The following is a 23,651-nucleotide window of genomic DNA, read 5'->3' on the forward strand; positions in this document are numbered from 1 at the left end:
TTTTCTGTTTTTTTTATGCTAATATTAAGACAAGGGAGACGGTATGAGGAAAGATAATAAATAAGGGAGGATAAAATAATGAATAAAAAGGATTTAGCAAAAAGAGTTATTTCTGAAATGGGAGGAAAAGAAAACATTTCTCAAAGCTGGCACTGTATTACAAGATTACGTTTTAATTTAGTAGATGCAGAAAAGGTTAACATCGAGAACATTAAGGCAATAGAAGGTGTTATGGGAGCACAATTTCAAAATGGTCAGTTCCAAGTTATAATTGGTAACAAAGTTTCAGAAGTATTTGAAGCAGTTAGTAAAGAATTAGGACAAGAGCATGAAATAAATCCCATAGGAGAGAAGAAAAGAAAAAATATAATTGATTTAATTTTTGATACTATTTCAGGAATATTTACGCCTATTTTACCAGCAATAGTAGGTGCGGGTTTATTAAAAGGAGTTATGGCATTATTAACAGCTTTAAAATTAATTTCAGAATCTAATTCAGAATATGCAGTTTTAAGTATGATTGCAGATGCGCCATTTTACTTTTTACCATTTTTAGTTGCTTTTTCAGCAGCTAAAAAATTCAAGACAAATGAATTTTTAGCAGTAACTATTGCAGGAGTAATTATGTATCCAACTATTATTAATTATGCAGCATCTGGAGAAGTAGCTTCCTTAAGCTTCTTAGGATTAAGTATTCCAATGATTAATTATAGCGCTACAGTTATTCCAATTATTTTAGGGGTATGGTTGCTAAGTTATGTTTATAAGGTAATAGATAAATTTGTACCTAGCCTTTTTAAAATAATAGTTACACCTTTACTTGTTTTATTAATTACTTCTACATTAGTTTTAATATTTATTGCACCATTAGGAAGTTATGTTGGTGTATATGTAGAAAGATTTTTCTCGGGTTTATTTAATGTAGCAGGACCATTTGCAGGAATGTTACTTGGAGGATTGATGCCTTTAATCGTAATTACAGGTATGCATTATGCTTTCTTCCCAGCTGCATTTGCAAGCTTAAGTAGTTTAGGCTATGATATCGTATTACTTCCAATGAATTTAGTAAGTAATTTAGCACAAGCTGGAGCAACATTTGCTGTAGCAATAAAAAGCAAAGATAAAAAAATGAAATCATTAGCTGCTTCAACAGGAATTTCAGCAGTATTTGGAATAACTGAGCCAGCTATTTATGGAGTAACTTTAAAATTAAAGAAACCTTTCTATGCAGCATTAATAGGAGGAGCTGTTGGTGGTGGTATATTTGGAACATTTGTTGTTAAAGCATTTTCATTTTCACTTCCTGGAATTACAGCATTACCTTCATATATTCAAGAGGGTACTAATAATTTTATGTTTGCTTTAATTGGTATAACATTAAGTTTTGTAATATCATTCTTAGTAACAATGATGTTTAAATTTGAAAATGAAGAAAAGGAAAATTCCTTAATTTTGAAAGAGGGTAACAATGATATTGATTCTATAGAGATATCATCACCTATGGAAGGAAAAGTAGTATCACTTTCAGAAGTTCCAGATTCAACTTTTGCAGATGGATTAGTTGGTAAAGGATTAGCTATTATACCTTCATCTGGTATTGTGAAATCACCTTTTAAAGGAAGGGTTACAACTATAATACCTACAAAACATGCAATTGGACTAACTTCTAACGAAGGTATTGAATTACTTATTCATATTGGGATAGATACAGTTAAATTAAAAGGAGATGGATTTACATTGAAAGTAGATAAGGGACAAGAAGTTAATATTGGAGATGAATTAATAGAATTTGATATTGATTTAATTAAAGAACAAGGTTTAGATTTAATATCGCCTATAGTGGTAACAAATATTGATAAGTTTCCTAATGTAATTATCAATTCAAGTAAAACGTTTCCCAATTATATAGATTTCACAGAAAAATTATTAACTATAAGAAAATAAAGTTTTAGGAGGATTATAAATATGGAGCAATTAAGAGTGGGTTTCCCAGATGGATTTTTATGGGGAGGAGCTACTGCAGCTAATCAGATTGAAGGAGCTTTTGATGAAGGTGGAAAAGGATTATCCACTTCAGATATGGCAGCTTATAAAAATCCATATGCATCAGGAAAGGTTGATAACTTTACCTTTAATGTAACATCTAAGGAGTTAGAAGAATATTTATCTCATCCAGAAAGATATAAATTCCCAAAACGTTGGGGAATAGATTTTTATCATAATTATAAAGAGGATATTGCTCTATTTGCAGAAATGGGATTTAAAGTATTCCGTTTATCAATTTCATGGGCGAGAATCTTCCCAACTGGATTAGAAGAAGAACCGAACGAGGAAGGATTAGCTTTTTATGATAGTGTATTTGATGAGTTAGATAAGTATGGAATTGAGCCGTTAGTTACTATGTCTCATTATGAAATGCCAATAACATTAGTACAAAAATATAATGGATGGAAAAGTCGTGAATTAATAAAATTGTTTGAAAAGTATGCTAGAGTATTACTTTCTAGATTTAAAGATAGAGTTAAGTATTGGATTACTTTTAATGAAATGAATATGACTTTGCATAGTATATATACTGGAGCTGGTATTTTAGAGGATTTAATTGAAAATAAAATGCAAGAAGGATACCAAGCTGTTCATCACCAATTTGTAGCAAGTGCTTTAGTAGTAAAAGCAGCGAGAGAAATTGCACCGAATGCTAAAGTTGGTTGTATGATCAATCAAATTGAATCATATGCAAAAACAACTAAACCAGAGGATCAGTTACAGGCATTAAAGGCTAATCAATTGAATATGTTCTATCCTGATGTACAAGCAAGGGGGAAATATCCAACATATATGACTCGTTTCTTTGCAGATAATAACATTAATATTAAAATGTGCAAAGACGATGAGCAAACTCTTACTGAAGGAACAGTTGATTTTATTGCAATTAGTTACTATATGTCCCATGTGGCAGAAGCGCGTGAGGATGCTACTGCTGTAGCAGGTACTTTTGATAGTGCAATTAAAAATGAATATTTAGAGCTTTCTGAATGGGATTGGCCAATTGACCCAACTGGATTACGTATTTCACTGCTTAAATTATATGATCGTTATCAATTACCATTGTTTGTAGCTGAAAATGGATTAGGAGCAAAAGATGTATTAACTGAAGATAAGAAAATTCATGACCTATATCGTATTGACTATATTAAAAAACATATTATAGCTATGAAGGAAGCTATTAAAGATGGTGTAGAAATTATGGGATATACTACTTGGGGATGTATTGATTTAATTAGTTGTGGAACATCACAGATGAGTAAACGTTATGGATTTATATATGTGGATCAAGACGATGAAGGTAATGGAACATTAATGCGTATTAAGAAAGACTCATTTTATTGGTATAAAGAAGTAATTAAGTCAAATGGAGAAATCCTAGATTAATAGTAATTCAGAGCATATAAATAGGGTTTCATAAAATTTTAAAAAAGCAGCATTACATAATAAATTAGTGCTGCTTAAATTCTTTATATTTTGAGAAATTGTAAATTGATTTTTAGAAATAAAATTTATTGATACGATGAATATTAGTTAGAAAAATTGGCGACAAAGTAATTGACAGTAAATTTAATATAGAATATGATTATAATAACAATGATTAAAATGCAATGAAGAGAAGAGTAGTTGGGAAGTCCTTGTCTTTAGAGAGCTAGAGTAGGTGAAAGCTAGCGTCAAGAAACCTGATGAAGATGGCCTTGGAGCATATTTCTTGAGCTTATGCTAGAGAAATACGGGAGCAACCGTTATATTGCAAGGTGATTATTGTCACCTACTGAGATATTTATTGTGAAATAAATATAAACTAGAGTGGTAACGCGTATATTACGTCTCTATATAGGTCTTAATACCTATATAGAGATTTTTTTAATATATGGGAAAAATAAAATTATATAACCGCTTTTATAATGAAAACTAATACTAGGGAGGAAGAATGATATGTGTAAAAAACCATATTACATCACTACACCAATTTATTATCCATCAACTAAACTTCATATTGGAAATACTTATACAACAGTAGCAGCGGATGCTCTTGCAAGATATAAGAGGTTAACTGGATATGATGTAATGTTTCTAACAGGAACAGATGAACATGGACAAAAAATTCAAAGAATAGCTGAAGAAAAGGGAATAACTCCTAAAGAGCATGTAGATGAAATAGTATCAGGAATTAAAGATTTATGGAAGATGATGAATATTAGCTATGATAAGTTCATTAGAACTACTGATGATTATCATATGAAGGCTGTTCAAGATATATTTAAGAAATTATATGAAAAGGGAGATATATATAAGTCTTCTTATGAAGGTTTATACTGTACACCTTGTGAATCTTTCTGGACAGAAACACAATTAGTTAATGGTAACTGTCCTGACTGTGGAAGACCAGTTGAAACATCAAAGGAAGAAGCTTACTTCTTTAAAATGAGTAACTATGCTGATAAATTAATGGCTCATATAGAAGCTCATCCAGAATTTATTCAACCTGAATCAAGAAAAAATGAAATGGTTAATAACTTCTTAAAGCCAGGATTACAAGATTTATGTGTTTCAAGAACAAGCTTTGACTGGGGAATTCCAGTAACCTTCGATGAAGGACACGTAGTATATGTATGGATTGATGCATTATCAAACTATATTAGTGCTTTAGGATATGGAAGCGATAATGATGAATTATACCAAAAGTACTGGCCAGCAGATGTTCATTTAATAGGTAAGGATATTTTAAGATTCCACACTATTTATTGGCCAATTATGTTAATGGCCTTAGATTTACCATTACCTAAGCAAGTATTTGGACATGGATGGTTACTTGTTGATGGTGGTAAGATGTCTAAGTCTAAAGGTAATGTTGTTGATCCAGTAACATTAGTTGAAAGCTTTGGAGTAGATGCAGTTAGATATTACTTATTAAGAGAAATTCCATTTGGAGCAGATGGATTATTTAATAATGAAATCTTTATAAAGAAGATAAACTCTGATCTTTGTAATGACTTAGGAAACCTATTATCTAGAACTGTTGCTATGATTGAAAAGTACTTTGATGGAGTAATTCCAAACAATAATGTAAAAGAAGCTATTGATGATGAATTAATTAGCTTAGCTTTAGAAACTCCAAAGAAGGTAAATGATGCAATAGATCATTTAAGAATTCCAGAAGCTTTAGAATATATATTTGATTTAGTAGGAAGAGCTAATAAATATATAGATGAAACAACTCCATGGATATTAGCTAAGGATGAAGAAAAGAAAGAAAGACTTGGAACAGTTTTATATAACTTAGTAGAAAGTTTAAGATTTGCTTCAGTTTTACTATCTGCATTCTTACCAGATACAAGCAAGAAGATAAATGAGCAAATAAATACTGAAAACACTACTTTTGAATCATTAAATAGTTTTGATGGAACAGTAGTAGGAACTAAGGTTCAAAAGGGAGAAGCTTTATTCCCAAGAATAGATGTTGATAAAAGATTAGCAGAATTAGAAGCTTTAAGAGAAGCTCAACTAGCAGCTAATAAAAAGGAAGAGAAGAAAGAAATAACTCCAATTAAAGAAGAAATTACAATTGAAGATTTTGAAAAAATAGATTTAAGAGTAGTAAAAGTTTTAGCTTGTGAACCAGTTAAAAAAGCTAAAAAATTACTTAAGTTAAAGATAGATTTAAATGGAGAAGAAAGACAAGTAATTTCAGGAATAGCTCAATACTATAAACCAGAAGAATTAGTTGGTAAATATGTAGTTCTAGTAGCTAACTTAAAACCTGTTACATTAAGAGGAGAACTATCACAAGGAATGATACTTGCAGCATCAACAGATGATGATAGCTTATTAAAAGTAGTAAATCCGGGGGAACTACCAACAGGAAGCGTAGTTAGATAGAAAATAAAAATTAAAGAATGAAGAAATGAAAGAATTAAGGAATTAAAAAATTAAAGAATTGAGGGAATAATTCAGCTATAACTGAATTGTTAAGGATTTATAAGAAAACTCAGCTTTAAGCTGAGTTTTCTTATAATTATTCATTTTTTAATTCTTTCATTCTTCAAATTATTATAAGGGGGTTTTTTATGAACATTATAGTAGGTAATGCATGGCCTTATGCTAATGGACCATTACATTTAGGAAGAATAGCTGTTTGGCTTCCGGGGGATATTATTGCTAGATATCATAGGCTTATGGGAGATGAAGTTATATTTTTATCTGGGACAGACTGTCATGGTACTCCGGTAACTATGAGGGCTAAAGATGAAGGGATAACTCCACTAGAAGCTACAATTAAATATCACGATGAATTTAAGAAATGCTTTGCTAGTCTTGGATTTTCTTTTGATATTTTTGAGAAGACTCATTCAGAATATCATGAGGAGAAGGTTAAGGAATTCATTTTAGAATTATATAACAAAGGTTATATATATGACAAAGTAATAGAACAAACTTATTGTAAAAATTGTAATGAATTTTTATCAGACAGATATGTAGAGGGAAAATGTCCTCATTGCAAGGAATTAGTTTCTGAGGATCAGTGTGAAAATTGTTCTGAATTAATAGACTATGAAGATCTTTTAGAAAAAAGATGTAAGCTATGTGGTAATGAAACTATTGAAAAAGAAACAAGGCATTTATTTTTCTCACTTTCTAACTTTGAAAATGATGTTAGAAGGCTTTTGATTAGACAAAAGGGATGGAGAGAAAATGCTCAAAATATTGTAAAAAGATATTTAGATGAGGGACTAAGAGATAAAGCAGTTACTAGAGATTTTAACTGGGGGGTAGATGTTCCCTTAGAAGGCTATGAAGATAAAAAGATATTCGTATGGATTGAGGCTGTTATGGGATATTTGACAGCGAGTATGAAGGCTTTAGAAGGCAAAGATGAAGATTGGAAGGACTATTGGCAAGGAGAAGATTCAAGAGTTTACTTTGTTCATGGAAAAGATAATATACCTTTCCACACAGTGATATTCCCAGCTATATTAGCAGGACTAGGAGTGAAGAATCCTAATTTAAGAGTAATTTCAAGTGAATATTTAAAGCTAGAAGGTAAGAACTTCTCATCAGTTAAGAATTGGGCAATATGGGCAGATTATATTGTAGAAAATTATAATGTAGATGAGTTTAGATATTATTTAACATTAAACTCACCTGAAGTAAAAGATACAGACTTTACTTGGAGAGATTTTATTAATGTTTCTAATAGAGATTTAGTAAATAACTTTTCAAATTTCACAAAAAAAGTATTAACTGAAATTGAAGAAAATTATAAATCAAATGTACCAAAAGGAATAATATCAAAAGAACTTAAAGATGAAATTCTAAATTTATATTTCGATATCGGGGATTATATCGAAGAGGGACACTTTAAAAATGCTCTTATAGATATTATGAATTTTATAAAGAAAGCTAATAGAGAATATGATAATAAAGAAAAGAATACTTATGAAGCCTTGCAAGTTATAGTGAATTTAACTAATCTTTTAGAACCATTTATTCCAATGACTTGTGAAAAATTAAGAGTAGCTTTAAGTTTAGATGAGCCAATTTGGAGTTATATAGAGAAAAAAGAAGGCAAAATTTCTAACATAGATCCTTTATTTGAGAAGTTAGATAGGAAAAGAGCTTCTGATGAAATAAAGAGATTGAAAGATGAGAAAAATTAATTTTAAACAGGAAAAAACCCTAGATTAAGTTACTTTGGGGAAATACTTAATCTAGGGACCATTAGATGGTTTTAGGGGTAAATAATAATGCTTTAACTACTTTACAAATATATAATACCTCAATAATATGACAGTATTGTGACAAAATAATAAATAAAATGTTAATATTATATGGCTTTTTTATATAATTATTTTTTATTATATAAAAATTACATGTTTACAACTATATATAATAGTTGTATATTTATTTTGGTAGTACAATATTATCCAAAAATAACAATAATAAATATAATGAGGGAGATTTTTTCTATGGATAGTTTTTCTGTTTTAACTGGCCTGATTGGTGGATTAGGCTTATTTTTGTATGGAATGAAGTTAATGGGCGATGGTTTAGAGAATGCAGCTGGAGAAGGATTAAAATCAATATTAGAAAAGTTAACTAGTAACAAGTACATAGCTGTATTAGTAGGTGCAGCAGTTACTGCTATAATTCAAAGCTCAAGTGCCACAACTGTAATGGTTGTAAGCTTTGTTAATGCTGGATTAATGTCATTAATACAGGCTGCTGGTGTAATTATGGGAGCTAATATAGGAACTACTATAACAGCACAAATGGTATCTTTTAATTTAGATGCAATTGCTCCAATATTTATCGGAGTAGGAGCTATAGTTTTACTTGTTGCAAAGAAAAAGAAAGTTAGAGATATAGCAAGTATAGCTCTAGGTTTTGGAATATTATTTTTAGGAATGGGGACTATGTCTACAGCAATGAAGCCAGTTGCAGAAGCTAGTTGGTTCCAACAGTTTGTATTAGTAGTAGCTAATAATAGTTTATTAGGCTTACTTGCAGGTCTTGGTATGACCGCTGTAGTTCAAAGTTCATCGGCTACTACAGGTATATTAGTAGCTTTAGCAACTACTGGAGCTATCGATATGAGGCTAGCATTTCCAGTAATATTAGGATGTAATATTGGGACATGTGTTACAGCAATATTAGCTTCATTAGGAGCAAATAGAACAGCTAAAAAAGCTGCATTAATACATTTACTTTTTAATACTATAGGGGCAATAATTTTCTTCCCATTTATAGGACCATTTATAAGTTTAGTTGAAAAAACAGATCCCAATGTAGCAAGACAAGTTGCTAATGCACATACTATTTTTAATGTAACTGTAACAGTTGTTTTACTTCCTTTATCTTTATTTTTAGTTAAAATCGTAAATAGGATACTTCCTGGAGATGGGGAAATAGAAAAAGAAGGTGCTATATATCTAGATAAGCAATTATTAGATACACCAGTTATTGCAAATGGACAAGTATTAAAAGAAACATTAAGAATGGCTGAGAAGGCAAAGAAAAATGTTATCTTATCAATGAAGGCATTTACTGAAAATAATCAAGAAGCAATTGATAAGGTTTATAAAAATGAAAAGATAATTAATGTATTGGAAAGAGATATAACAGATTACTTAGTGGAGTTATCTCAGTTAGATTTACCAGAAGATGATATAAAATTATTTAGCTCAACTTATCATGTAATAAATGATATTGAACGAATAGGTGATCACGCTGAAAATATAGCTGATTTAGCTATGGAAAAGATGAATAAGAATATACATCTTGGTGAGGAAGCTAAACATGAATTAACTGTAATTTTCGATAAGACAATAAAATCTATTGAAATAGCAATAGATAATTACAACAGCAGGGGAATGTCATCTAATAAAGAGATTGAAGGCATTGAAGAAGAGATAGATATATTAGAAAAGAAATTTAGAGAAAATAATATAAGAAGATTAAATGAAAAATCATGTTCTGCTGATTCAAGTGTTATTTTCTTAGATATTGTAAGTAATTTAGAGAGAATAGGAGATCATGCGAATAATATAGCTCATTTAGGTAAGAAATAGTTACTTTTAATAATTCTTTTATAGACTTAAATATTTATGCTATAATTTATTAAATGATTAAATGTCGAGAGGTGATTAGCATAGCTACTATAAGAGATGTAAGCAAACTTGCAGGAGTATCAGTCGCTACAGTATCTAGAGTAATAAATAAAAAAGGATATGTTAGCAAGGAGACTGAAGAAAATATTCTTAATGCGATGAAGATGTTAAATTATACTCCTAATGATGTTGCAAGAAGACTTGCTGGGAAAAAGTCTAACACAATAGGTTTAATAATTCCTGATATATTAAATCCTTTCTTTCCAGAAATAGCTAGAGCTGCAGAGGATAAGGCAAATAAGCTAGGCTTTAATTTGATTTTATGTAATGCTGAGAATAATAGAGAGAAAGAAAGACAATACTATGAAATGCTAATCAATAAACAAGTTGATGGAATAATAATAGCATCATATACAGCAATTCCTTTAGATCTAATAGCACTAATAGAAAGAGGTATGCCTGTAGTTGTTTTAGACAGGGAGTATGTTGGCTATGATATCCCTTCTATTAAAACAGATGATAGAGAAGGTGGTAGGCTTGCGGCTAAACATTTAATTGAATGTGGATGTAAGAATATAGCTCATGTTACTGGACCTATTTATATTGAATCACTTAATGAAAGATTTATTGGATTTGAAGAAGAGTTAAGGGCAAATAATTTATATAATCCAGGATTAGTGAGAATAGATGAATTTTCATTAAAAGGTGGATATAATGCAACTAAAAAGCTATTAGAAGAGGGTAGAAATATTGATGGTATTTTTGCTGGAAATGATATTTTAGCAATTGGTTGCTATAAAGCTTTGAATAATCTAGGTTATAAACTTTATGATGATATAAAACTTATAGGTTATGATGGATTAGAATCAAATATTGATTATTTAGATATATCATCAGTAGCGCAACCTATGTATAGTTTCGGAAAGCTAGCAGTAGAGTTGCTAGTTAAAAAAATTATAGATGGAGAAGATATATCTAAGGAGAAAATCAAGCTTGATTTAAAAGTTATAGAGAGAAAATCTACTATAGGGAAATAAAGTTCTGATTAACAATGTAAAATTAATAAAGGATGATTAAGAAAGTAATTTGTTTAAAATTACCAAAATAGATTAATGTGAAGGTGCCTGGAAAGGCACCTTTTTTGTTACTGTAAATTAAGGTGTCGACTAATTCGACACCTTTTGCTTTGGTCTTTTAATTATCTTAGTAAATATAGTAAAAAAATAAAGTTCAGAAATTTATAAAAACTCATTTGAAAACATTTACCTTAGGTATTGACTTTATAAAAATCAGGTGTTAAATTTAATATATAACCGGTTACATATTTTATAAAAATATATGAGAGATGTTGCGAATAATATCTAAATTGGAGATTATGGTTACTTATAAAATGGTTTTGCTGGAGGTAGTTATGAAAAAGGTCGTAGTTGTTGGAAGTTTAAATATGGATTTAGTGATAGAAGTTAATAGGATACCAAAGATAGGCGAAACCTTAAAGGGTGAAAGAATGAATTATCTTATAGGAGGTAAGGGAGCTAATCAGGCTGTGGCAGCTTGTAGATTAGGTGATGAAGTCACTATGATAGGTTGTGTAGGAAAAGATACTTTTGGGGATAAGATTCTTAAACACCTGAATGAAGAGGGAATTAATGTTAATTCAGTTAAAAGTGATGATACTACTTTTACTGGAATTGCTACAATATTTAAAACTAAAGTAGATAATTCAATAGTTGTAATACCTGGTGCAAATGAATTCTGTAGTAGAAAATTAATTGATGAAAATATAGATTTAATAAAATCAGCAGATATATTAATAACTCAATTAGAAATACCTATAGAAACTGTGGAATATGCACTTAAGGTTGCTAAAGAAAATGGCGTTAAAACTATTTTGAATCCAGCACCAGCTAGGGATATAGGTGACGAAATATTAAAAAATGCTGATTTTATTACACCTAATGAAACAGAATTTGAGCTAATATGTAGAAAAAGTATAGAAGATAACAAGACTCTAGAAAAGGAAATGATAAATTGGCAGGATAAACATCAAAATACAAGATTAATTGTTACTAGAGGAAAAGAAGGTTCTTCATATGTGGAAAATAATGCAGTTAAAACTGTTAAAGCTATTACCGTAAAAGTTACAGATACAACAGGAGCAGGGGATACATTTAATGGAGCACTAGCACATGGGATAATTAATAATTACTCAATGGAAAACATAATAGGATTTGCTGGAACAGCAGCATCTTTATCAGTTACTAAGCTTGGAGCTCAGACAGGAATGCCAACATTAGAAGAAGTTAAAAAAAATTATATAAAGAATTAGAAGAGCTAGAAAATAAGTTATATGTCGTAGAAAATCATAATAATCTTATAATAGGAGCCTTAACTTTTGAAGAAACAGGGGATATAGATAATATGCTCTGGAAAGAACTTGGAGATGGCTTGCACATTCATGAAATAAAGGTGTCTAATTATTTTAGAAATCTTAATAATTTATTTAAAATATGATGAAAAGGAGATTATATAATGAGATTTTTTCTTGATACAGCAAATATAAATGACATTAAAGAGATATATGACTTAGGAATAATAGATGGTGTTACAACAAATCCATCATTAATAGCTAAAGAAAAAAGAGATTTAAAGGAAACGATAAAAGAAATTTCTGATATTGTAGATGGACCAATTAGTGGAGAGGTTATAAGCCTAGATTATGAAAGCATGATAAAAGAAGGTAGGGAATTAGCTAATATTAATAGCAATATTGTAGTTAAGATACCTATGACTAGAGATGGGCTAAAAGCAGTTTCTCAACTTTCAAAAGAGAATATAAAAACTAATGTCACTCTTATATTTTCAGCAGCTCAAGCATTGCTAGCTGCAAGGGCAGGAGCTACTTATGTTTCGCCTTTCTTAGGAAGATTAGATGATATCGGATTTAATGGTTTAAGTCTTATTGAAGAGATAAAAGAAATATTTAATGTTCATGATATAAAGACAGAGATAATTGCTGCATCCATAAGGAACCCTATTCACATTATTGAAGCAGCAAAATTAGGAGCGGATATTGCTACTATCCCCCCAACAGTATTAGATAATCTTATTAAACATCCTTTAACAGATATAGGGATAGAAAAATTTATAAAAGACTGGGAAGAAGCAAATAAGCTTTAAAATGAAAAATTAAGGGAATGAAAGAATGAAAAAATGAAGGAAGAGGCTTTGCTATGCAAAACCTCCTTTGTTTTAAAGATTACCTTGAAAAATCTGTAAAGATTTTTTAGGCATTATTTCATTTTTTAATTTTTTCATTAATAAAATGCTTCGCATTTTATTACATTATACCTTTGTAGCCATTAATACATTTGATTCTTCAACTCTAAATCCTTGACTTTCATAAAATTTTACACTTGGAAAGCCTTTTTCTGTATTTAATGCTAAGTATGTGATTTTATCCTTTTCTTTTTTTAGTTCTGATCTTACAAAGTCAAACATTTTACTTCCAATTCCTTTTCTTTGGTACCTAGGATTCACGCTAAACTCATCTATCCAGAGTTCCTTAAAATCTAAATAAGTCATTATACGTCCGCAAAGCATTGATACAACAACATCACCATCATAAATAACATATCCTCTTGAAACTCTAGCAGACATTATTTCATCAATTCTTGTATACGCTTGTTCAAAAGTCCAATTTTCATTCCAAGGAGCTTCTTTAAAAGCTTCTATTAACTCATAAGCACATCTCTTAAAATCTGTTTGATCCATTATTTTATATTCTAAATTCATTTGTTTCCCCTCTCTCCTTCTAGAAAGTTTCCTTACATTTTAGTTAATTATAACATTTTTTTAATATAGATAGACAGCTCCATAAGGCAAATAGCTACAAAAAGAAGAGCTAATCTTTTACCATATACTTATTTCATATAGTCTATTTATCTTTGCTAGTAATTTACCATTTAAAATATTTAAGGATGTTGCACTAGCTTTTATTGAAATTCAGCTCGTCTGAATTTCTTCCTTCAGTATCATTGAATCCGGAGATTTATATTGCCCTTGGAATCACTAACATATTATGCGTAGGTCGACTTGGAGCTCGCGACGGAGACAGAGCATAATATGTTAGTGATTCCTTCGCAATATAAAACAAATGTGTTTATAATTTATATTTTTGTACTATAATGGTTAATATAAATAGAAATGTTTAGTTTGGAGGTATAAATTTTGGAAAATAAGTATATAATATTTGATACACACGCCCATTACGATGATGATGCTTTTGATGAAGATAGAGAAGAGCTTTTAAAAGAGCTTAAATCAAATGGTGTAGTTGGAATATTAAACTGCGCATCAAGTTATGAAAGCATAGAAAAGACATATAAATTAACTACAGAAAATGATTTTATTTATGGGGCATTAGGAATACATCCTGAAAATGCTGATGAATTTAATAAAGATGTGGAAGAGGAAATTGTTGAATTAATCAGTAAGAATAAAAAGATAATCGCAGTTGGAGAAATAGGACTAGATTATTATTGGGATGAAAATCCGTCTAAAGAAGTACAAAAAGAAGTGTTTAGAAAACAAATGAAGCTTGCAGAAAAGCTAGGACTTCCTGTTGTTATTCATGATAGGGATGCACATGGTGATACTTTAGACATAATAAAAGAGTTTCCGAAAGTAGAGGGTATTGTACACTGTTTTTCAGGTAGTACTGAGTTCGCTAAGGAGTGCATAAAATTAGGTTATTATATAGGAGTAGGTGGAGTAGTAACTTTTAAAAATGCTAAGAAAATAGTAGAAGTAGTTAAAGATATTCCGCTAGATAAGATTCTTGTCGAAACAGATGCGCCTTATATGGCACCTGCGCCAAATAGAGGAAAAAGGAATAAATCAGATTATATTGAATATATAATAGAACAAATTGCCAGAATAAAAGAATTAGACTCTAAAGAGGTAAATTTGGCGGTAAATGATAATTTTAAGAGGTTGATGGAAAAGCTTATATAAAGTAAAATTAAACAATGATACTAGGAAATTTTAACAACAAGGCCTTTGATAAGGTTAGATCTAAAAGATGAATCTACTTTTATGAAAAACTGTAAGATTAAAAAAACTGTACTATTGCTATTATTTATAATTTATATTTTGAGTATGCATACAGATGCATTTTATAATAACAGTTTTAATGTTGCAGGAGGTCAAGTTTGACAAAAGCGATCAATTCAATTATAATGCAAAAGACGCTCTTGCCAGGGAGGTAAAGTAGAAGATGGTAGGAAAATTTAAAGAATACCTGAAAAATAACTTTTCTAACGGTCCAAAGGCAAAAATACTGATGATAGTAGTATTTGCTACTATTGTTTTATCAGTGACGTTCGTAAATATGAGAAAGACAGTAACAATGAAGATAGACGGTAATGAAGAAACATTTGTCACATATAAAGGGACTGTTAAAGATGTGTTGGATACCAAAGGGGTTACACTTAACCCAAAGGATAAGATTCAACCAGCTTTAAATAGTAATGTATCTGAAGGAGATACAATTTCTATTAAAAGAGCTGTTTCAGTAGAGTTAACTTTAGGAGATAAGGTTACAAAAATCGATACTGCTGAAGACACTATTGGAGACATGCTAAAGGTAGAGAAAGAAGAACTAGAAGAACACGGAATAGAGTTTAATGAAGGAGTAGATGAAGTAACTCCTGCATTAGAAACCGAAATTGCTTCAAATTTGCAAATTAATTTAGTAAATGTTGAAGTGAAGAGTGAAGTTGCTAAAGAAGCTATTGATTATGATGTAGTTTTAGAAGAAGATTCAAGTTTAGATCATGGATTTGAAGAAGTAAAGCAAAATGGAGCTACAGGAGAAAAGGAAGTCGTATACGAGGTAGTATATAAAAACGGCAAAGAATTTTCTAAGTCTGTGAAAAGCTCTAAAATATTAGCAGAACCAGTAAACAAAGTGGTTGCACAAGGAACTAGAAGAGTATTAGCTAGTAGAGATGGGCAGCTATTAAATTATAAGAGCGTTTTATATGTTGAATCAACTGCTTATAGTGGTGGCGGGGTTACAGCAACAGGAACTGTACCTGTAAGAAATCCAAATGGTATTAGTACTGTAGCGGTTGATCCAAGAGTAATTCCATTAGGAACATTATTATATGTTGAAGGATATGGAAAAGCTGTAGCGGCAGATACTGGTGGCGCAATAAAAGGTAATATCATTGATGTATATGTTAATTCTCAAGAAGAAGCATATAACAGCTGGGGAAGAAAATATAACGTTCCTGTTTATATTTTAGCTTATCCAGGAGAGTGGTAAAATAAGAGGATGCTATTAAAGCATCCTTTTATTTTTTGTATAAGTTCTTGAAATACTAATATTAACTTAAGGATATTAATATGAAAATTAATTAAATACAGATTATTTACTATAACTTATATGATTGACATAATAACTATATAAGGATAAATTAATATATAGTTATAATAAATATCTTACCTTAGATTTAGTTATATTTAACACTAATTATGTTTAAGTAAGGAGAGTATTTATTTGATTTGTATAGAATTAAAGAATATATATGCTTTCAATTTCGATATTTTATTAAAATAATTCTTTTGACTTTTAATTTTATAAAATCACAATGATGTAGATAATTAATTGAAACATATATATAGGTATATTTCAGAAAGGAAGTTATATTTTGATAAAGGAAGTTATTGTAGTTGAAGGCAGAGATGATATAACAGCTGTAAAGCAAGCTGTGGAAGCAGAAGTGATTGCAGTAGGTGGATTTGGAATAAATGCAAAAGTAATAGATAGAATAAAGGAAGCGCAGAAGAGAAAGGGAGTAATAGTATTAACTGATCCTGACTTTGCTGGTGAAAAAATTAGAAGTATAATTTCTAAAAGAGTAAAAGGAATTAAGCATGCCTATATAGCACAAGAAGATGGCATTAAGGGAGACGATATAGGAGTTGAAAATGCAACACCTGAAGTAATTATTGAGGCTTTAAATAGAGCTAAGGTTTCAGAAGAAGTAGTTGAAGAAATATATAAATCTGAAGATATGTTTTATTTTAAACTAACAGGAGATGCTAATTCAAAGAAGAGAAGACTTATGTTAGGAAAAGAGTTAGGTATAGGATATGGTAATGCCAATCAAATGCTAACAAGGCTAAATAAGTATTCGATTAGCATAGAAGAGTTTAAAGCTGCTATAGAAAAAATAGAAAGAAAACTAGGAGTTGAAAAATAGTGGATATTAAAACAGCGGAATTAGTAAAAAAGTATAATTTTAAATTTTCAAAGAGCCTTGGACAGAACTTTTTAGTAGATGATTCAGTACCTAGAGATATAGTTGCTGGAGCAGAAGTAGATGAGAATGATTTAGTAATAGAAATAGGACCAGGAGTTGGGACTCTTACTGCTCAATTGTTGAATAAAGCTAAAAAAGTAGTTGCTATAGAATTAGATGATGACTTAATACCTATATTGAAAGGGGAAATAGGAGATAATCCTAAATTTTCTTTAATACATAATGATGCCCTAAAGGTTGATTTTAATGAAATAATCGGAGAAGAGAAAAGTGTAAAGCTTGTAGCTAACTTACCTTATTATGTTACTACTCCAATTATAGTTAAGCTTTTAAAAGAAGGATATAATTTTAAATCTTTAACTATAATGATACAAAAAGAAGTAGCAGAAAGAATGAATGCGGAACCTTCTAATAAAGATTATGGTGCTTTAACATTACTAGTTCAATATTATTGTAATACTAAAATAGTAAGAAAGGTTCCACCACAATGTTTTATGCCAAGACCGAAAGTGGATTCAATAGTAATTAAGCTAGATAAGCTTGATAAACCAAGGGTATCAGTAGATAATGAAAAGTTATTTTTTGAAATAATAAGAAGTTCTTTTAATATGAGAAGAAAAACTTTATGGAATGGAGTAAAGAGTATAGGCTTACCAAAAGAAAAGCTAGAGTTAGCCTTTGAGGAAGCTAACATAGACCCTAGAAGAAGAGGGGAAACCTTGTCTATAGAAGAGTTTGCTTTACTTTCAGATAAAATAAATAAATATTTATAATATATAAGCTCGTGAGAAATATGATGTAATATACGATAATCTCACGAGCTTTATTTTTAACATATTTGCACCTGGGTAGCATATAATGTAATGAATTAATGTAAGATGGAGGATCTATAGGGTTGTCACAATTAAATAAACTATATAGAAATTTTATTATTTTACAAGAAGATGAAAGAGGGTATTCAAGCTCAAATGATAAAACATTATCAGGATACTCAAAGATAGAAGCCAAAGGTGAAACTTGCAAGATTTCCTTTTATGCTCAAAATTTAAGACATGATGAGGATGAGGGTTATCACATTTTAGCTATTTGCAATAAAAAAGATGCTAAAAAGATAGTGAATTTAGGAAAGCTCTCTGTATCAGAGGGTGGAAAAGCTGAAATAACAAAAGAATATTCCGTAGATAATATCGGAGGCCTTGGGATTAGTTATGACAAGATAAGTGGAGCAGCTATTGCTAAGATGAAAAATGAAATTCCAATAATAATTATGTGCGGCTTTATTAATGGAGAACAACCTAGTGATACTTGGAAGAATTATAAAATGGTTAAAGCTTCTCATCATGACAAAGGGAAACACAAGCATGATGAAAAGAAAAAGGAAGATAAGAAGAAATGCGATAAACATAGAGATGATGAAACTAGAGAGGTAATTCTTCAGGAAGTCGCAGAAGTTTTCATTGAGGAGAAATTAGAGCCTATTGAAGATTACGAGGATGAAATAAGAGAAGAAATAGAAGCAATAAATGAAGATGAAATAAGAGAAAAAATTAAAGAAGAAATTAAAATACAAATTAGAGAAGAGGTAAGAGCAGAAGTCAGGGAAGAAATCAAAGACGAAATCAAAGACGAAATCAGAGATGAAATCAAGGCAGAAATAAGTGAGAAAGATAAAACCGAAGAAAATATAATTGCTGAAGATGTACTTATAGAAGAAGAGATAAGAAAAAATCCATTTGAAGAAGCTAATATTGATAAAAATCCATTTTTAAATGAAAAAATAGATGAAAATTTAAATAGGGGATATTTGAAAAATAAATTTGATGAATATGAAGAAACTATTAAAGGTAAAGAAGCTTTCGAAGAAAAAGTTACTTTTGAAGAAAAAGAGACTATTCAAGATAAAGAGAAGTTTGAAGTTAAAGGAAGCGTAGGAGAGTACTTTGAAGGTTTAGCTAGTGGATTTGAATGCTGCAGAAGTCAGTATGAAGAAATCAAGTATTGTAAATGGTATAAGGTGCCTGTAAGTGATTTGCATGAAATGTGCAATATGTCAAATTACAATAGATATGCAGTGGCTTATTACCCAATGCTAAATTATTATCCATATATAAGACAACACAAGTATTTTATGCTAGGGTATAAATGCGATAAAGAAGGAAATCTAAGATATATTGTTTATGGTATTCCAGGAAAGAGGAATATAGATGATCAGCCTTATGAAGGAAAAACAGGATTTGTAACTTGGGTTAGTGATGAGTCAAGAGATGGTAGTGGATGCTGGTTAATGTTCTATGACTTTAAAAATTCAACTGTTGTCGTACCTATGGAATAGGTAGATAATGGGATGTACTTATAAATCCTAATGAGTATATTAAAAAGTAAAAAATTATACACCATCACCCTACTTCTAGCCCTTATGTTAATCATAACATTTATGAAGGGATTCTTTATAGACAATATTAAGAAGGTTGCAATTTCAAATAATAATATTGAAGGCTTTACTAAATATAGCCTGAGGGAAGGAAGATATACAATTTCTTTACCTAAAGGATGGGAGGTAAGGGAAGAATCTAAGGATGATGATTTAATTATTAGCTTTAATAATGAATCTATCATTTATGGAGATATATCTATTGTAGATGGAGAATTAGTAGAAGTTTCTGAGAATATAGACCAAAATAATAAGCATATAAAAACAGAAAATAATATTTATATCTGGAAAGTAATAACCTTAGATGAAGATGGAAATATAGATAAATATTATCTTAGGAATTACTCAGAGGGAAGGGTTCTTATAATAAAATATTCTTATAAAAAGAGTAAAGTGAAAAATAGTATTAAGGTTGTTTTTGACAATATTTCGGACAGTTTTCAATGATAGCCTAATAAGATTTGCTATTATAGCTTTAAAGTATTATAATTTATATGATTAGGAGAAGTAAATGCTTCTCCTAATTAATTTAAAATTGTAGGGATAACCTTTTATAGAGGGGAAGGATATTATTGAAAAAAACGGCAAAAGGATTAATATTAACATTATTAATTATATTATCATTTAGCCTAACATCCTGTGGTGTAATAGACGGTATAAAATCAAAGTTCAGCAATGATAATTCGTACTTTGATTATTTAGAAAGTGATAAAATAGACCAAATAAGTATACAAAGTATTAGAGATAAATCCTTTAAGTTTCTTGTAACTGATGAAAAATCAATTATTAATATGTATGAACTGCTATCAAAGGCTAAAACTAGTGAAGAAAAATCTGATTTACAGCCGGATTATATATTTGAAATAAAAATGGGGGAAGAGGTAAAGACTTTTTATTATGTAGTAGGAGCTTATGAAGGTAATTTTTATGATGATACTCAAAGCTTCACTGTTTCAAAAAGATTAGATGAGGGAATACTTCAAAATCTATCTATAATTAGAAAGCCTAGAGATTTTGAGTACATATACTACAATCCTATTATTGATGTAATAGATAAAATGAATGGAACTCTTGATTATTCAAATATTAAGGTTGGAGTAGATATTAATGGGGATATTGAATGCCTTAAATATATTTTTTCAACAGATATAGAAGCTTTCTTGGCTAAAGCGAGAAAGAAAGTACCTAATATAGAAATAGTAAATAACAATGAAGAAAATTTTGATGTTATATTAAGGATTAAAAATAGAGGGCATAGCTCAACTGTATATAAGAGTAATATTACTGTTGAAGATAAGACAAATAACAAAGAATATTATTATTATATAGTTGGAGAAAATGAATATAAAGAATGGAACATTAATGTTTATGACTCAAAGGATGTTCCTAAAGATGTAGAAAAGAATTGGTAGGAGGTGTTATTGTGTCAAGTTTTTCAACTAACAATAATGAAGAAAAGACAAAAAAAGTTTTAAATTTTGAACAAAAGCCAGCTAAATTAAGGCCGAAGTATGGTACAGTTAAAAATGTTATCGGAGTAATAAGTGGTAAAGGTGGAGTAGGAAAGTCTACAGTTACTGGAATACTAGCAAGTACTCTAAGAAAAAAAGGATATAAAGTTGGAGTTTTAGATGCAGATATAACAGGTCCATCTATGCCAAGATTTTTTGGCATAAATAATAAGAGAGCTGGAATAGAGCCAATTGATGAAAATAACTTTAAATATAGTCCAGTTGAATCAAAGGCTGGAGTTAAGGTTTTATCAATGAATCTTTTAATACCTAAGGAAGATGATCCAGTAGTTTGGAGAGGACCTATTGTAAGTAGTGTGTTAACTCAATTATTTACAGATACTTTATGGGGTGAATTAGATTACTTATTAATTGATATGCCACCTGGAACTTCAGATATTACTTTAACAGTAATGCAAAGTTTCCCTATTACTGAGCTTATTATTGTATCAACACCACAAGATATGGTATCTATGATAGTTAAAAAAGTAATTTCTATGGCAAATAAGATGCCTTTACAAATTAGAGGCGTAATTGAAAATATGTCATATATTACTTGTCCGGGATGTGATACCAAAATAAAAGTTTTCAGTAAAAAGTCAGCAGAAGAACATGCTGAATATTTAGGAGTGCCATTACTTGGTGAATTACCTATAAATGTTGATTTAACTGAAGCTCTTGAAGAAGGTAAAGCTGAAGAATATGTAATGGATAATGAATTATATTCATTAATTTTTGAAGGATTATATTAAAATTACACATAATAGCATTGCATTAAGGGAATAGTATATTTGTAACTAAATAGAAGGGGAGGAAAGCCCATGGAAGCGCGTGTAGATAAAGATACTTGTATCGGTTGCGGATTATGTCCATCAATATGCGATGCAGTGTTTGAAATGGATGACGATGGAAAGGCTGTTGCTAAAAACCCTGAAGTTCCTAGCGAACATGAAGATGAAGCTAAGGATGCAGAAGCAAGCTGTCCTGTAAGTGCAATTGTTGTAAAATAAAAAGATGCTGAAAAGCATCTTTTTATTTTACCTAAAAGTAGTCAATTAATTTATCTTGAAGTATTTTAGGACTATTACTAGTACTACAACTAATATTATTTGTATCAATATTAATCGTTTGACCTAAGTTTTGATAATTAGGAATACTATTTATAGGTATTTTAACTACACTATCATCTTCTAATACAACATAAGCCTCAAAGAAATCATAATCTATTATTTTTCCTTTCAAAATAACACCACCTAAATAAGTTGATATTATTATGCGCTAAATAGATTACTTTAATTCATATAAATTAACTTTTATATAAATCTTTATAAATAATTTTAAAAACTTTTAGAGCTTCTTCTATTTTAGGACGTAAAAGGTGCTTTCGAGATTCATATTCACGGAACCCTTTATCTGTTAACGAATATATTTTTTGAAATTTTTTCTTTGGATCATCCCATTTACCAACTATGTATTCATCTTTTTCTAGCTTTTTTAATAATGGATAGATTCCACCCGTACTAGGAATCCAAAGTCCATTAGTTCGTTCTCCTATTTTTGTAGAAATATCATTTCCGTTAGAAGGACCTATGCTAAGTATATGAAGCACATAAATGGGCAATAAACCTTTAGTAAAAACTTGACCAACTGACTCTTTTTCTTTTTGTACCTTTTTAAGTTCTGCAAGTTTTTTCTTATATTCTTCCTGTAGCCTTTTTTCTTCTTCTTTAATATCTTCTATACTACTTAAATGAAGATTAAAGCTATCCATATTAATAAACCTTTTGAATCGCTAAACCAAGTAAGCCAGGGCCACCATGAACTCCAAGAGCAGGACTTATTTGTGATATATCAAGACTAAGAATATTATTTAATCCTTCAAGAGATTTTAATATTTTCTTTGCTTCTTCTAAGGCACCGCCATGAAGAACCCAAACTCTACATTTATTTTCTTTTAGCTCATCTTTTAAAAGACTGGTAAGCTTTAAAATTGATTGCTTTCTACCTCTAGCTTTACATACTGTATAATAAATACCTTCTTCATCTACAGTTACTATAGGCTTTAAATTTAACATTTCACCAATAGTTCCAGCAACTCTTCCTATTCTCCCGCCTCTTTTTAAGTATTCTAGAGTATTAACAGTGAAATATCCACATATATTCTTTCTTATAGTAGGCAACTCTGATACTATCTCCTCAAAGCTTTTACCTTCTTGTATTAAGTTAGCTACTTCTAATGCAACTATTCCTTCAGGCATAGCTAAAATCTTTGTGTCAAACACATGATACTTTAGATTAGGATGCTCTTCTAAGGCAAGTCTAATAGAATTAAAAGTTCCAGAAAGACCACTAGAAATAGTAACAGCAATTACGTGTGTATAGCCTTCATTTTCTAGGTCAGTTAATATATTCTCTAAATCTTCTGCACTTGGAAGAGAAGTTTTTGGTACTTCCTTTTCTAAGTTACTGTATATTTCATCTGCAGTAATATCTATCTTATCTCTGTACTCACCGTGAGAATAAGAAATTCTTAAAGGAAGTAACTTAATGTTTTTTTCATTAATTACTTCTAAGGATAAATCACTAGCGCTATCAACTATTAATGCGATTTTTTGCATAAAAAAACCTCCTACATACTTAAAATTTATAATTTTATTATAGCATAATTGAGAACTATATCAATACTGATATAGTTTGGATTTATCAATACTGATATAGTAAT

At 29.9% G+C, this 23,651-nt stretch carries 21 protein-coding genes and 1 other annotated feature; of the genes, 17 read left to right on the top strand and 4 right to left on the bottom strand.

The genetic code is table 11. The annotated features are described in order from the left end of the window. Positions 1-78 precede the first annotated feature (78 nt). The 8 genes from GPX08_RS13675 (at position 79) to fsa (ending at position 12,836) form a co-directional block, all read left to right on the top strand. A complete protein-coding gene (locus GPX08_RS13675) occupies positions 79-1,944 on the top strand; it encodes a PTS beta-glucoside transporter subunit EIIBCA (RefSeq protein WP_156627358.1) in 1,866 nt (621 codons plus the stop codon). Positions 1,945-1,965: 21 nt separating this feature from the next. Further along, the gene (locus tag GPX08_RS13680; RefSeq protein ID WP_156627359.1) at positions 1,966-3,432 is read left to right on the top strand and encodes a family 1 glycosylhydrolase; all 1,467 of its coding nucleotides are present in this window, start codon (positions 1,966-1,968) and stop codon (positions 3,430-3,432) included. Between the two features lie 215 nt (positions 3,433-3,647). Beyond that, positions 3,648-3,883 (top strand) — a binding site (T-box leader). Positions 3,884-3,984: 101 nt separating this feature from the next. Continuing rightward, complete coding sequence (gene metG / locus GPX08_RS13685; protein WP_156627360.1) at positions 3,985-5,928, top strand: methionine--tRNA ligase; 1,944 nt, start codon at positions 3,985-3,987, stop codon at positions 5,926-5,928. Between the two features lie 188 nt (positions 5,929-6,116). Beyond that, positions 6,117-7,706 carry a methionine--tRNA ligase gene (locus GPX08_RS13690; protein WP_156627361.1) on the top strand — a complete coding sequence of 530 codons (1,590 nt, stop codon included), beginning with the start codon at positions 6,117-6,119 and terminating at the stop codon, positions 7,704-7,706. 309 nt (positions 7,707-8,015) lie between these two features. Next, entirely contained in the window at positions 8,016-9,617 is a 1,602-nt protein-coding gene (locus tag GPX08_RS13695; protein ID WP_156627362.1) for a sodium-dependent phosphate transporter, read from the top strand. A gap of 53 nt (positions 9,618-9,670) precedes the next feature. Then, a complete protein-coding gene (locus GPX08_RS13700) occupies positions 9,671-10,693 on the top strand; it encodes a substrate-binding domain-containing protein (RefSeq protein ID WP_156627363.1) in 1,023 nt (340 codons plus the stop codon). A gap of 374 nt (positions 10,694-11,067) precedes the next feature. Continuing rightward, positions 11,068-11,985: a ribokinase gene (gene rbsK / locus GPX08_RS13705; RefSeq protein WP_156627364.1), complete on the top strand. Its 918-nt coding sequence runs from the start codon at positions 11,068-11,070 to the stop codon at positions 11,983-11,985. Positions 11,986-12,188: 203 nt separating this feature from the next. Continuing rightward, a complete protein-coding gene (gene fsa / locus GPX08_RS13710; RefSeq protein WP_156627365.1) occupies positions 12,189-12,836 on the top strand; it encodes a fructose-6-phosphate aldolase in 648 nt (215 codons plus the stop codon). Between the two features lie 165 nt (positions 12,837-13,001). Here the strand turns inward: fsa and GPX08_RS13715 are convergent, their stop codons facing one another. Beyond that, positions 13,002-13,451 carry a GNAT family N-acetyltransferase gene (locus GPX08_RS13715; protein ID WP_156627366.1) on the bottom strand — a complete coding sequence of 150 codons (450 nt, stop codon included), beginning with the start codon at positions 13,449-13,451 and terminating at the stop codon, positions 13,002-13,004. Positions 13,452-13,886: 435 nt separating this feature from the next. On the opposite strand from GPX08_RS13715, the gene GPX08_RS13720 reads away from it, so the two are divergent. The 9 genes from GPX08_RS13720 to GPX08_RS13760 all read left to right on the top strand — a co-directional run bounded on the left by GPX08_RS13720 (position 13,887) and on the right by GPX08_RS13760 (position 21,939). Beyond that, entirely contained in the window at positions 13,887-14,672 is a 786-nt protein-coding gene (locus tag GPX08_RS13720) for a YchF/TatD family DNA exonuclease (RefSeq protein ID WP_156627367.1), read from the top strand. A 262-nt stretch (positions 14,673-14,934) separates the two neighbouring features. Beyond that, positions 14,935-15,987, top strand: a complete 1,053-nt coding sequence (locus GPX08_RS13725; RefSeq protein ID WP_156627368.1) for a DUF348 domain-containing protein — start codon at positions 14,935-14,937, stop codon at positions 15,985-15,987. 385 nt (positions 15,988-16,372) lie between these two features. Further along, positions 16,373-16,927, top strand: coding sequence for a ribonuclease M5 (gene rnmV / locus GPX08_RS13730; protein ID WP_156627369.1), 555 nt, complete (start codon positions 16,373-16,375; stop codon positions 16,925-16,927). Continuing rightward, on the top strand, positions 16,924-17,760 hold the full coding sequence (gene rsmA / locus GPX08_RS13735) for a 16S rRNA (adenine(1518)-N(6)/adenine(1519)-N(6))-dimethyltransferase RsmA (RefSeq protein WP_156627370.1): 837 nt from the start codon (positions 16,924-16,926) through the stop codon (positions 17,758-17,760). Before rnmV ends, rsmA begins: the two co-directional genes overlap by 4 nt. A gap of 122 nt (positions 17,761-17,882) precedes the next feature. Continuing rightward, positions 17,883-19,319 (top strand): hypothetical protein, encoded by a 1,437-nt coding sequence (locus GPX08_RS13740; RefSeq protein WP_156627371.1) that lies wholly within the window; start codon positions 17,883-17,885, stop codon positions 19,317-19,319. A 30-nt stretch (positions 19,320-19,349) separates the two neighbouring features. After that, positions 19,350-19,865: a hypothetical protein gene (locus tag GPX08_RS13745; protein WP_156627372.1), complete on the top strand. Its 516-nt coding sequence runs from the start codon at positions 19,350-19,352 to the stop codon at positions 19,863-19,865. A gap of 125 nt (positions 19,866-19,990) precedes the next feature. Then, complete coding sequence (locus GPX08_RS13750) at positions 19,991-20,830, top strand: hypothetical protein (protein ID WP_156627373.1); 840 nt, start codon at positions 19,991-19,993, stop codon at positions 20,828-20,830. Between the two features lie 11 nt (positions 20,831-20,841). Next, positions 20,842-21,681, top strand: a complete 840-nt coding sequence (locus GPX08_RS13755) for a P-loop NTPase (RefSeq protein WP_156627374.1) — start codon at positions 20,842-20,844, stop codon at positions 21,679-21,681. Between the two features lie 69 nt (positions 21,682-21,750). After that, a complete protein-coding gene (locus GPX08_RS13760; protein WP_156627375.1) occupies positions 21,751-21,939 on the top strand; it encodes a ferredoxin in 189 nt (62 codons plus the stop codon). 31 nt (positions 21,940-21,970) lie between these two features. On the opposite strand, the gene GPX08_RS13765 is transcribed toward GPX08_RS13760, so the two are convergent. The 3 genes from GPX08_RS13765 to GPX08_RS13775 all read right to left on the bottom strand — a co-directional run bounded on the left by GPX08_RS13765 (position 21,971) and on the right by GPX08_RS13775 (position 23,547). Further along, positions 21,971-22,171: a hypothetical protein gene (locus tag GPX08_RS13765; protein WP_156627376.1), complete on the bottom strand. Its 201-nt coding sequence runs from the start codon at positions 22,169-22,171 to the stop codon at positions 21,971-21,973. 64 nt (positions 22,172-22,235) lie between these two features. After that, positions 22,236-22,700 carry a PadR family transcriptional regulator gene (locus GPX08_RS13770; protein WP_156627377.1) on the bottom strand — a complete coding sequence of 155 codons (465 nt, stop codon included), beginning with the start codon at positions 22,698-22,700 and terminating at the stop codon, positions 22,236-22,238. A 1-nt stretch (position 22,701) separates the two neighbouring features. Next, positions 22,702-23,547: a DegV family EDD domain-containing protein gene (locus tag GPX08_RS13775; RefSeq protein ID WP_156627378.1), complete on the bottom strand. Its 846-nt coding sequence runs from the start codon at positions 23,545-23,547 to the stop codon at positions 22,702-22,704. Positions 23,548-23,651 lie beyond the last annotated feature (104 nt).

Origin of the sequence: Clostridium tertium (assembly GCF_902652255.1) — a bacterium.
GTDB lineage: Bacteria > Bacillota > Clostridia > Clostridiales > Clostridiaceae > Clostridium > Clostridium tertium_A.